This is a genomic window from Rugamonas rivuli (assembly GCF_009380165.1).
Taxonomy (GTDB): domain Bacteria; phylum Pseudomonadota; class Gammaproteobacteria; order Burkholderiales; family Burkholderiaceae_D; genus Rugamonas; species Rugamonas rivuli.
Map to the genome: position 1 here is coordinate 130,571 of NZ_WHUF01000009.1, position 12,536 is coordinate 143,106.

7 protein-coding genes are annotated in these 12,536 nt (G+C 65.3%); 4 read left to right on the top strand and 3 right to left on the bottom strand.

Features of this window, described 5'->3' with window-relative positions:
- The first annotated feature begins 1 nt into the window (after position 1).
- From gcvPB to ygjK, 4 genes are all read left to right on the top strand, one after another.
- Positions 2-1,579, top strand: a complete 1,578-nt coding sequence (gcvPB, locus tag GEV01_RS27400; RefSeq protein WP_235914605.1) for an aminomethyl-transferring glycine dehydrogenase subunit GcvPB — start codon at positions 2-4, stop codon at positions 1,577-1,579.
- The gene (locus GEV01_RS27405) at positions 1,576-2,709 is read left to right on the top strand and encodes an ATP-NAD kinase family protein (protein WP_152809077.1); all 1,134 of its coding nucleotides are present in this window, start codon (positions 1,576-1,578) and stop codon (positions 2,707-2,709) included. The genes gcvPB and GEV01_RS27405 overlap by 4 nt, the downstream gene beginning before the upstream one ends.
- Before the next feature lie 54 nt (positions 2,710-2,763).
- Positions 2,764-5,274 (top strand): TonB-dependent receptor, encoded by a 2,511-nt coding sequence (locus GEV01_RS27410; RefSeq protein WP_152809079.1) that lies wholly within the window; start codon positions 2,764-2,766, stop codon positions 5,272-5,274.
- Between the two features lie 77 nt (positions 5,275-5,351).
- Entirely contained in the window at positions 5,352-7,709 is a 2,358-nt protein-coding gene (gene ygjK / locus GEV01_RS27415; protein ID WP_175023252.1) for an alpha-glucosidase, read from the top strand.
- Here ygjK and GEV01_RS27420 read toward each other — a convergent pair.
- The 3 genes from GEV01_RS27420 to ebgA are packed head-to-tail and all read right to left on the bottom strand — an operon-like array spanning position 7,642 to position 12,534.
- Positions 7,642-9,093, bottom strand: a complete 1,452-nt coding sequence (locus GEV01_RS27420) for an amino acid permease (protein ID WP_152809082.1) — start codon at positions 9,091-9,093, stop codon at positions 7,642-7,644. The genes ygjK and GEV01_RS27420 overlap by 68 nt on opposite strands.
- 7 nt (positions 9,094-9,100) lie before the next feature.
- Positions 9,101-9,556 (bottom strand): beta-galactosidase subunit beta, encoded by a 456-nt coding sequence (locus GEV01_RS27425; RefSeq protein WP_328595640.1) that lies wholly within the window; start codon positions 9,554-9,556, stop codon positions 9,101-9,103.
- A complete protein-coding gene (gene ebgA, locus GEV01_RS27430; protein ID WP_328595641.1) occupies positions 9,553-12,534 on the bottom strand; it encodes a beta-galactosidase subunit alpha in 2,982 nt (993 codons plus the stop codon). The genes GEV01_RS27425 and ebgA overlap by 4 nt, the downstream gene beginning before the upstream one ends.
- Positions 12,535-12,536 lie beyond the last annotated feature (2 nt).

Below are 12,536 nucleotides of genomic sequence, written 5' to 3' on the forward strand. Positions count from 1 at the left end.
CATGGAAAACATCGCCACCCACCGCAAACAGCAGATGCGCCGCTACCACCAGGCGCGCTGGGATGAACCCGTGATCTTCGAATTGAGCCAGCCCGGCGAGCGCGGCATCCTGGTGCCGGAAGTGGAGCCGGACATCGTAAGCGCCGCCGGCCAGCCGCTGGCCGGGCTGCCCGCCACCATGCTGCGCCAACGCGCCCCGGCGCTACCGGAGATGTCGCAGAACCGCGTGCTGCGCCACTATCTGCGGTTGTCGCAGGAAACGCTGGGCGCGGACCTGAACGTCGACGTCGGCCAGGGCACTTGCACGATGAAGTACAACCCGAAGATCAACGACCAGCTGGCCCGCCAGCCCGGCATGGCGGAGCTGCACCCGCGCCAGCCCGACAGCACCGTGCAGGGCATGCTGGAAGTGATCGCCAAGCTGGAAGGCGTGCTGTGTGAAGTGTCCGGCATGGATGCGGTATCGTTGCAGGCGCGCGGCGGTTCGCAGGCCATCTTCGCCAACATGGCGATGGTGCGCGCCTGGCACGAAAGCCGTGGCGATGCTGCGCAGCGCGATGAAGTCATCACCACCATCTTCTCGCACCCGTCGGACGCGGCCTGCGCCAAGCTGGCCGGCTACAAGGTCATCACGCTCTACCCGGACGCCAACGGCTACCCGGACCTGGCGGCCTTGAAGGCGGCCGTATCGCCGCGCACCGCCGCACTGGTCATCACCAATCCGGAGGACACCGGCATCTTCAACAGCCGCATCCGCGAATTCGTCGACGTGGTGCATGCTGCGGGTGGCCTCTGCGTGTACGACCAGGCCAACGCCAACGGCCTGCTGGGCATCGCCCGCGCACGCGAGGCGGGCTTCGACCTGTGCCACTTCAACTTGCACAAGACCTTCGCCACGCCGCACGCCTGCGGCGGCCCGGCGGTGGGCGCGGTGTGCTGCACGGCCGCACTGGCGCCGTTCCTGCCAGGCCCGCTGGTACGGCATACGGACGGCCGCTACCACCTGGTGAACGGCGGCGCACAGTCGATCGGCAAGATCAGCAGCTTCACCGGCACCGCCTCCATTATGCTGCGCGCCTACGCGTGGATCATGAACCTGGGCGCCGACGGCTTGCGCACCGTGTCCGAGATCGCGGTCCTCAACAACAACTACATGATGCACGAACTGCTGAAGATCGAAGGCATGGCCGCGCCCTACGCGCCGGGCAAGCGCCGCATCGAGCAGGTGCGCTACAGCTGGCAGGGTTTGACCGAGGCCACCGGCGTGACGTCGGAAGAAATCGGCTTGCGCGCCGCCGACTTCGGCGTGCACTACTGGACCAGCCACCATCCCTACGTGGTGCCGGAGCCGGCCACAATCGAGCCGACCGAATCCTACTCGCGTGCCGACCTCGATGAATTCATCGGCGTGATGCGACACATCGCCGGCGAGGCGCACAGCGATCCTGATCTGGTCAAGACCGCACCGCACAACTGCCCGGTGCACCGCGTGCAGGGCGAGATGCTGGACGATCCTGAGCGTTGGTCCATCACCTGGCGCGCCTATCAACGCAAGCTGGGGGAGCGCGGGCTGGCATGAAGATAGGACTGGTGGTCAATCCCTGGGCAGGCATCGGCGGCCCGGCCGGCCTCAAAGGCTCGGACGGCGCAGACAGCGTGCAGGCCGCGCTGGCGGCTGGCAGCCTGCCGCAGGTGTTCGCGCGCGTGGCCGCCATGTTCGACGCCTGCGGCGAAGCCGCGCAAGCGGCCAGCTGGTACACCGCCGACGGCGCGATGGGGCTGCACGCCTTGCAGGCGGCAGGCCTGCAAGCTTGCGCCGTGGTGCCGGTGGCCTCGCCGTCGCAGGCAATCGACACCCGCCGCGCCGCCTGCATCCTGGCCGGCATGGGGATAGACCTGCTGCTGTTCGCCGGCGGCGACGGCACCGCGCGCGATGTGCTGGATGGCCTGCGCGATGCCGGTGCGATGGGCAGCCTGCCCGTGTTGGGCGTGCCGGCCGGCGTGAAGATGCAGTCGGCGGTATTCGCCAACCATCCGCTGGCGGCGGCGCAGCTGCTGCGCCAGTTGGTGCAGAACGGCCTGGCCGTGTGCTGCGACGCCGAAGTGATGGACCTGGACGAGGACGCGCTGCGCAGCAACCGGATCGTGCCGCGTCTGTACGGCTATCTGCAACTGCCGCTGGCGCCGACGCTGACGCAGGGCGGCAAGGCGCGCCATGTCAGCGGCAGCGGCGCGCAGCGCATGGCCATCGCCCGCAGCTTCGCTGAATCCATGGAGGCGCGCTCGCTGTACCTGATCGGCCCCGGCTCCACCACGCAGGCCTTGCTGGCGCTGCTGGGCGTGGACGGCACCCTGCTGGGCGTGGACGCGGTGCTGGGCGACGGCACGCTGCTGGCACGCGACGCCTCGCGCCGCACGCTGGAGGATTTGGCCGATAGCTGGCAGGAGCCGTTGCACCTGGTGCTGTCGCCGATAGGAGGGCAGGGGCTGGTGCTGGGACGCGGCAACCAGCAGATTTCACCGCGCCTGTTGCGCACAGCAGGACCGCGTGGGCTGCATGTGCTGGCGCCGCCCGGCAAGCTGATGTCGCTGCACGGCGGCGTGCTGCGCATCGACAGCGGCGACGCAGAACTCGATGCTGAGTTCAATGGGTATTTGTCGGTGACGACCGGCTACCGGGAGCAGACGATGTGGCCTGTCTCGGTGTAGTGGCAGCAAATACAAGGCAGTAAAAAAATAACGATAACTATCTGGAGATTCCAAATGAGACAAAAAACCGGGCTGACCCTTTCGGTCGCCACACTGGCCCAGCTGGCGGCCATGCACGGCGCGCAGGCGCAAACGGCGCCCGAAACGGCGGGCGTCACGGACAAGGGGGCGCCCATACCGGAGGTGGTCGTCACCGGCACCACCGCCAGGAACCGCACCAAGCTTGAATCCTCGGTCGCCATCACGACGGTGGACCTGGCCAAGCTGGAAAAGCTGGCGCCGCACAGCCTTGCCGATTCGCTGCAGCAGGTGCCTGGCCTGTGGGTGGAGGCGTCCGGTGGTGAGGTGTCGAACAACGTCTCGCCGCGCGGCTTGAGCGGCGGCGCGGCCTTCCAGTTCATCAGCCTTCAGGAGGACGGCCTGCCGGTGATCTACGACGGCGAATTGGTGGATGTGCTGATGCGCGAGGACGTCACCATCAAGCGCTTCGAAGCGATCCGTGGCGGCACCTCGGCCATCCTGTCCACCAACGGCCCGGCGGCCATCGTCAACTTCATCAGCCAGAAGGGCACGCAGAAACCGCAGGGCGAGGTCAAAGTCACCGTCGGCGACTACGGCATGGTGCGCACGGAAGGCGTCTATTCGGGACCGATCAACGACGACTGGACCTATGCGGTCGGCGGCTACTACCGCGAAGGCAAGGGCGTGCGCCCGATCGGCATCACCGCCGACCATGGCGGCCAGCTGCGCCTGAACGTGACGCGCAAGCTTGAACACGGGGAGTTGAACCTGTCGGCCAAGTACGTCAACGACCACAACACCTTCTACCTGCCTATCCCGCTGACCAATCCGGGCAACCCGACCGGCGTGCCGGGCGTGAATCCGCATTACGGTTCGCTGGATGGCCCGGACGTCGCGCACATCACCAACCAGACCACCAACGGCGCCGTGACCACCGACCTCAATACCGGCTTCCACGTGCTGGCCAAGGTGATCGGCGCGGATCTGCAGCATGAACTGGGCGGCGACTGGTCGTTCCGTAACAATGCGCGCTACACCCGCTACGATGTCGCGCCGCACTCGGTGTTCAATGGACCGAACAGCTACCTGGTCCGCGCCAGCAACCGGCTCGATCCCGCGCAGTCCAGCGATGTCGCCGAGCTGCTGAAGCGTTTCGGCGGCACCGCCAAGCTGGCGTACGCCGGCACCGGACAGCTGATCAACGATCCGTCCACGCTGAACGGCAACGGCTTCACTACCGACGCCGTGGCCGAGACGCGTTTCCGTTCGCTGGGTCACTTCGTCGACAAGCTGTCGGTGACGAAGGAGAATGACAAGAACAGCTTCACCGCCGGCATCCTGTTCGCGTCGCAGAAGCTGTATGACGATTCCGACTACGGCGCCCGCATCATCACCGACGTGCGCGATCAGCCCAGCCGTCTGGATATCGTCGCCGTCGATGCCAACAACAAGATCCTCGGCTACCTGTCGGACAAGGGCGTGCTGCGCAACGGCTACTTCTACGAGCGCCACAAAGGCGATATGAAGTCGCTGTCCTACTTCGTCAACGATGAATGGAAGGTCAGCAGCAAGCTGCGTCTCGACGCCGGCGTGCGCTACGAGATCGCCCGCTACGACGTGCAGGACGAGGGCGTGCTGGCTGCAGGCGACGACCTGCCGGGCAACAGCCTGACCGGCGGCGCGGTGATACCCGGCTCGCTCAATCCGGATGGCAGCGACAAGGACAACATCATCGCCAACAACTACATGCGCCGCGCAGGCACCGGCGTGTGGACGCGCAAGCAGAAGACCATCAAGGAAGCGTCGTACACGGCGGGCTTCAACTACGCCTTCAACGACCATGTGGCGACGTACGGGCGTTACGCGAGCGGCACCAACATGCCGACGCTGTACAGCACCGACAGTTTTGTCGATGGCGCCAGCCGGCTCAGTTTCACGGAGGCGGGCGTGCGTTACATCTCGCCGTTCTGGACTACGTCGGCTACGCTGTTCCACACCAAGTTCGCCAATCTGTCGTTCGGCGAAACCAATCAGGCCACCGGCGACTTCCGCCAGGTGTTCGTGAAGACGCTGTCGACCGGTGTTGAGCTGGAAGGCATCATCAATCCGTGGAAGCAGTTCTCGCTGGAGTACGTGGCCACGCTGCAGAAGGCCACCATCAACGGCATCGATCCGAACGCCGAGGAAGCCAAGCAAAACGGCAATCAGGTGATGCGTACGCCGAACACCCAGGTGCGCCTGATCCCGACGGTGCATTTCGACTTCGGCGATGTGTTCCTGGTGTACAGCCATATCGGCAAGCGCTTCGCCGACTTTGAAAACGCGCTGGCGCTGCCTGCCTATCACGTGATCGACATGGGCGCGGAGATCAAGATCGACAAGAAGTGGAAGCTGAATGTGAAGGTGAACAACGTGACCAACTCGATCGGCCTGACCGAGGGCAATCCACGCAGCGGCTTCAATCAAAGCTCGAACGGCAGTCTGTTCTACGCGCGGCCTATCCTGGGGCGCAATGCCACGGTCGCGCTGTCCTACCGCTTCTGATGCATCCGGGGCCGTGCGCGTTCAGCGCTCGGCCCCATCGTGTTACCCTCCCTGACAACTCGTTTTCATTCCCGCCTATGTCCTCATCCGTTCGCAACCTGCTGCTGATCGCGGCATGTACCGCCGCCTGGGCCGCGCAAGCGCAGTCCCCTTCCATCAATCGCCACGGCACGCCGATCGCTGTGCGCGATTTCGACGCCGAGCAAAACCAGCGTTTCAATCCGATGTTCGATGCCGGCAGTTGGCATGGCTATCTGCTGCCCGATGCGCAGGCGTTGGCCGGCGCCTTCAGTGGTCCGCTGGTGGTGGCCGAGGAGTACAGCCTTTACATCGCCTCTGCGCTGGAGCGGCTGGATCTGGCCGACCGCCGTACGGGACGCAGCTTCAAGCCGGAGCAGGCCCACTGGACTAGTGCGGCGCGGCCGGGCGTATTGAGCCAGCGGCTGGTGTGGCCTGGCTTGCAGCTGGACGTGGATCTGCATTTCGTCAGCTCCGTCAGCGCGCTGGTGCGCTACCGTCTGCGGAATACGTCCGGCAAACCGCTGTCGTTGCGCGCGCACTGGCAGGGCGAGTTGATGGCGCAATGGGGCAAGGATGGCGCGGTGACCGCACGTCAGCCGGCATGGAGGCCGCAACTGGTGCGGGATAGTGGAGGCATCAGCGTCACTTTCGGCAAGGTGCGCGACGCCGGCAATGTGATGACCAGCGGCCGCTCATGCTACCGCATCGAACGCAGCGTGCGCGCGCAGGACAGCGTGGACGGCCAGCACTATGACAGCAGCGCCGACCTGCCGACACTGGCCGCCGGCCGCCAGCAGACCATCTACAGCGCCTACAGCTACCAGCTGGATGCCACCGCCGCAAGCGAGATCCCGCCGCTGGCCAATGCCACTCGCCTGGAGCAGGCCATCGCCGCGAACGAACTCCGCTGGGCCGGATGGCTGGCCAAGCTGCCTGCGTCCACGCTCGGCACCAAAGCGCTGGAAACCCTTATCGGCAACTGGCGCGCACCACGCGGCGCCTTCCGCCACGACGCGATGGTACCGTCCACCACGGCCCGCTGGTTCAACGGCGCCTGGACCTGGGACACATGGAAGCAAGCCTATGCACTGGCCGCCATCGATCCCGCACTGGCCGCCAACACAGTACGCTCACTGTTCGACTACCAGATCCAGTCCAACGACACCGTCCGCCCGCAAGACGAAGGCATGTTGCCCGACAACGTCTTCTACAACATGGACGCCCAGCGCGGCGGCGACGGCGACAACTGGAATGAGCGCGACACTAAGCCCCCGCTGGCCGCATGGACCGTATGGGAAATCTACCGCCACTCCCACGATCGCGCCTGGCTGAAAGAGATGCAACCCAAGCTGACAGCCTACCATCGCTGGTGGTATCGCAACCGCGACCACGACCACAACGGCCTGGCCGAATACGGCGCCACCGTGCACCCGCTGCACAACGACGACGCCGGCCAGTTGCGCTTCCGCGTCAAGCCGCTGTCGCCCGCACCGCTCGATGGCTGTGGCGTGGAGCAGGAAGGCATGCGCGATTGCCTGGGCCTCGCCGCGTACAGCCGCATCGTCGACACCGGCCAGTACGCCGCGATCGAACTGCCGGTGCAGCAGGCGGCGGGCTACGAGTCCGGCATGGACAACGCCGCCCGCTTCGGCTTCATCGAACCAGCCGCCTTGAAGCGCTACGCCGACAAGACGCACGGCGGCAACCTGGCCGCCGCTCTCCGCGATTGGCAAGTACGCGTGGTGGAAAACCGCGATAGCCAGGGCAAGCTGCTGGGCTACTCCATCGATCAGGAATCGGTGGACCTGAACGCCTTCCTCTACCGCGAAAAGCTGATCCTGGCCGACATCGCACAGGAGCTGGGCGACCAGACAGCAGCGCACACCTGGCGCGAGCAAGCGGCGCAACTGCGTGAGCTGATCAACGCCAGCTTCTTCGACCCCGCCAGCGGCTTCTATTACGACCGTCAACTGGGCGGAAAACTGCTGACCATGCGCGGACGCGGCCCGGAAGGCTGGACCGCACTATGGGCCGGCGCCGCTGAACAGCGGCACGCCGACGCAGTGATCGCCAAAATGCTGGACCCCGCCGAATTCGGAACCCCAGTCCCGATGCCGACGGCCGCCGTCTCGAATCCATCTTACGACCCGGAGATCTACTGGCGCGGGAGGGTGTGGTTGGACCAGGTCTACTTCGGCGCGGCCGGCCTGCGCAACTATGGCCGCGCCGCCGAAGCGGACGCCATGGCGGAGCGCTTCGCGGCCGGCGCACAAGGCTTGCGAGGCGATGCACCGATCCGGGAAAATTACAACCCCATCACCGGCCGCATGCAGGGCGCCACCAACTTCAGCTGGAGCGCCGCACACCTGCTGATGCTGGAGCGAGAGGCTCAAGCAAAGCCGCCTCGGAAGTAACCAGACCGCGCTCGTACTGGCGGTACTTCCACAAAGCCCATCCCAGGAACAGGACCACGCCGCCCACGTTGTAGCCCAGCGTGAGCAGCAGGTTCTGGCCCGCCGGGAAAATCGCGGCGATGAAGGCGACGCCGAAGAAGGCCAGCAGCACGCTGGTAATCGCCAAGCCCACGCGGCGCGATCCCATACGGAAGTCGCGCGGCAGATGGTCCAGCCGCAGCCGCAGATGGAAGTAGGCTGCCATGATGATCAGCGGCGGCAGCAGCGCGGTGGCCGCCGTCATGTTGATCACCACATTGAGCAGCTGGTTCACGTTGGACGATCCCAGCGCCGGTATCACCACCAGCGGCACCACCACGCAGAACTGTATCCACGCTGCGCGCTCCGGCATGTCGTGGCGGTTCAGCGCGATGGCGCGCTCGCCGAAGATGCCTTTCGGGATCTCGGAGAACAGCGCCTTGACCGGCGCCGCCGTCCACACCATCAGCGTGCCGAAGGAACCGAGCAGCATCACCGCGCCCACCAGGCGGTTCAGCAGCAGGGGCGATACGGCGTGGTGCGCGCCGAGGGCGCCGAACACCTGGAACACGCCCGATGTGTAGCTCAATTTGGAAGCCGGCACATACAGGTTGAGCACCAGAGCCGACACCGAATACAGCGCGCCGATCAACAGCCCCGCGAAGACGATGGTACGCACAAACGTCCTGGCGCCGCCGCGCACATCGTTCAGGAACACGCCCACCGATTCGGCGCCGCCGGCGGCGAACAGTATCCACGCCATCGCACCCATGAAGGACCAGCTGAACACAGGCGTCATCGCGGCAGCCGTCACGGGCGTTGCGGGCGCCGCGCCGTCTATCCAGTCGGCCAGGCTCAATCCCACGAAGCCGAACGCCATCACCAGCACCAGCGAGCTGCCGATGGAGGTCACGCGCCCCACCCACGCCGCGCCCTTGGTCGACACCCAGGTGGCGAAGGCGAACAGCAATATCGACAGCACCACCGTCGTCAGCGACGAGAACTGGTATTCGTAGCCCAGCCACGCGTAGGACGAATACACCAGGATGTTGGGTAGTACCGACGTGAAGTAGAACAGGTTGACGAACCAGTAGCAGTAGGCGCCGACGAAGGCCCACTTGTCGCCCATCGACGAGCGTATCCACTGGTAGATGCCGGACTTGGCGTCCTTGTTCAAGCTGACGAATTCCGCGATGATCAGCACATAGGGGATGAAGAAGGTGGCCGTGGCGAACAGGAAGGACGGCACCGCCACCATACCGATGGCGATATTGCTGTTGACGACATTGCGGATGTTGAAGATCGCCGCCACTGCCATCGATAACAGCATGAAGCGGCCGATTTGCGTGTTGCTGGGGTTAGCCATGGACAGCTCACTTATTGTGGAAAGTCGCACCTTCTATCGTCACCATCAGCACCATCTTGCGCAGATGGTCCGAGCCCTGCGGCTGGTAGGCGTAGTCGTTGTCGAACACCAGCAGCTGGCCGGCGCTGGCGGTATGCCGGGTGGTGGCTGCGCCGCTGAAGGTTTCGCGGTCGGTCTCGTCGCTGTAGGGCGACAGCAGGGTCAGCGACGGCTTGGCCGCGTACGCGATGCTCTCGCTGCCGGACAGATAGTAGTGGATCTCGACGTAGCGCCGGTTGCCCGTGAAGCAGGGTGCTGCGGCCACCTTGCCATCCACCAGCCGGTAGACCAGCGAATCGCCGATGGAGTGGCACATGCCAGGTTTCAGCAAGGGCAGGTTGGCGATGGCTTCCGCACAGCGCCGCCATTTTTTCGCCGTGTGGTAGCGTTGGCGGAATTCTTCAACGCTGTTCAGGATGATCACAGGCGGTCCTCCTTCTTCATCGGCGACAGCTCCACGCTGTAGCTGAACGCCTCCAGGTAGACCCGGTAGGAATCAAGCACTTCGGAGCCCCAGGAGTTGGAACCCAGTCCGCTCATCTTGTGATCGAGGTTGACGGTCCAGTAGTCGTCCTCTTGCAGCTCATTGTCGTGCCGCGCCGCCGCGATCTGCGCGGCGCTGTACGGCCACACGCTGAAATGGATGCCTTGCGGCGCTTCGATGCGCAAGCCTTTTCCGCTATTGTCCCGCAGCGATGCGCGGGTGACGTCCTGGCGGTTGCCGTTGTCCTGCGGCTTGGGGTAGTGCTCGAACATGGCGGCCGCGCTGCTGCGATAACGGTCGACGATGCTGCATGCCTGGCTGTCCGGGTAGTTTTCGCCGGGGCCGCGGCCGAAGTATTCGATCTGGTCCAGCCGATGGTGCAGGCCGAGCGTCATGCCGATCTTGGGGATCATGTCGCGGAAGCCGCCGTACGGTGTGCCGGACAGCGTGAGTTGCAGCCGGCCGGCGCCGTCGATGCGGTAGTGGTAGCGGCAGCGCATGCCATAGCCCAGTATCGGCGGGGCGATCTGGCAGTCGACGATGACCTCCACCGCCGCGCCGTCGCGCCGCACCTCCATGCCGCGCAGGTGCTCCTGCATGATGTCCAGGTGCTGCGGCAGCCACAGGGCTTCGTTCTCCTGCTTGTGGTTATCGATGCAGGGTTTGTAGAACGTCAGCTGCGGCGGGCGAGCCAGCAGCGGCAAGCCTTGCGCCGTCCACTCCTTGAGTTTTCCGGTGAGCTTGCAGAACACCATGTGGAAGTCATGGCCTTCGATGCGGTAGTCGAGGCGATGTTCGGTCAGCTCGGGCGGCGGCGGTGGCGCTGCGGCGACCGGCGGCTGCGCGGGCAGGGATGGCAGTGCGAACTGGTACACCGCCAGCTCGTGCTGCGCCGCGCTGTAGGCGGTGGCGTGGTCGCGGATCACGCGCACGTTCAGGTGGCGCGGGCCGCTGCCGGCCGGCGGCTCGGGGATGCGGATCTCCTGCCGCTGGCCCGGCGGCAGCGGCGACAGCGGCACGCGCTGCAAGCGCAGCGCTTCGCCATCCGCCTTGGTCTCGACCAGCAGCGTGATGCAATCGAGGCTACTGAACCAGTAGCGGTTCTCCACTTCCAGCCTGCCTGCTGCGGCGTCGATGGCGCGCACCTTTACTGGCGCGATCACCTGCTTGTATTCGCGCAGGCCGGGGCCGGGGCGCTGGTCGGGATAGATCAGGCCATCGCAGCAGAAATTGCCGCTGTTCGGATAGTCGCCGTAGTCGCCGCCGAAGGCGTAGAACGGCCGTCCCGGCACGTCCGGTTGCAGGATTGCGTGGTCGCACCACTCCCACAGATAGTGCCCCTGGATGTGCGGATGGCGGTCCATCACGGCCTGGTATTCGCTCAGGCCTCCCGGCCCGTTGCCCATCGCGTGCGCGTATTCGCACAGGATGCGCGGCTTGTCCATCGGGTACTCGCCGAAAGCGTTCATCATCTGCACGCGGGAGTACATGGTGCTGACCACGTCGCACACTTCGGCGTCACGGTCTTCCTCGTAGTGGATCAGGCGCGTGGGATCGATCTGGCGGCAGCGCGCTGCCATCGCACGGATATTGCAGCCGTAGCCGGACTCGTTCCCCAGCGACCAGATGATGATGGAAGGATGGTTCTTCTGCGCGTGCACATGGCGTTCGATGCGGTCGACGAAGGCCGCTTCCCACGCCGGATCGTCGGTGATCTGACTGAGGTTGCCGACGTTGACGAAGCCGTGCGTCTCCACGTCCGTCTCGGCCATTACGAACAGGCCGTACTGGTCGCACAGTTCGTAGAAGCGCGGGTCGTTGGGATAGTGCGCGGTACGCACCGAGTTGATGTTGTGCTGTTTCATCAGCACGATGTCCTGCTCCACGCGCGCCATCGTCACGGCGCGGCCGCGCAGATGGTCGTTGTCGTGCCGGTTCACGCCGTGCAGTTTCAGATAGCGGCCGTTCACGTACATCAGGCCATCTTGCACGCTCACCTCGCGGAAGCCCACGCGCAGCGGCACCACTTCCAGCAGCGTGCCCGCATCGTCGAACAGGCTGATCTCCAGGCGGTACAGATAGGGGTCTTCGGCATTCCACTGGCGCGGTGCGGGCACGTCCACTTCCCACGCCGGCGCATGGCCGCCGCCTTGCAGCAGCAGGCGCGTGACGTCATACAAGGCCCAGCCCACGCGCCAGCCGGCGCCGCCCGACACGCTGAGCGCGCAGGACAAACGCGCATCGCGGCAGGCATCGTCGAAGCGGGTCTGCACGCAGACGTCCTGCACGTGTATGGCTCCCTTGCCGATCAGGTAGACATCGCGAAATATGCCGGCGGTCCACCACATGTCCTGGTCTTCGAGGTAGCTGGAATCGGCCCATTGCAGCACGCGCACGCTGAGCAGGTTCTCGCCGTCGGCCAGCAGCGCGGTGATGTCGAATTCCGCCGCCAGCCGGCTGCCCTTGCTCATGCCGGCGTAGCTGCCGTTGACGTAGATTTCGAAGTAGGTCTCAACGCCGTCGAAGCGCAGGATCACGCGCTGGCCGCGCCACTCCGGTCCCTGCGTCCAGCGGCACTGGTAGGCGCCGGTGGGATTGGACGATGGCACGTACGGCGGATCGACCGGGAAGGGCATGCCGTCGTCGGTGTACTGCAAGTGGCCGTGGCCCTGCATCTGCCACATGCCGGGTACTTCGATCCGGCCCCAGTGCGCCATGTATTCGCCGTAGAACTGCGGCGGAACTTCCAGCGGATGGCCGAAGTACGCGAAGCGCCACGCGCCGCTCAAGGACTGGAAGCGGCGGCTGCGCTCACGCTCGAAGCTGCGCGCGGTGTCGGCATCGTCGTAGGCGAAGAAGTAGGCGTGCGGAGGCAGCCGGTGCTCCTCCAGCAGCTGGGGGCTCTCCCACTTGTTCACGG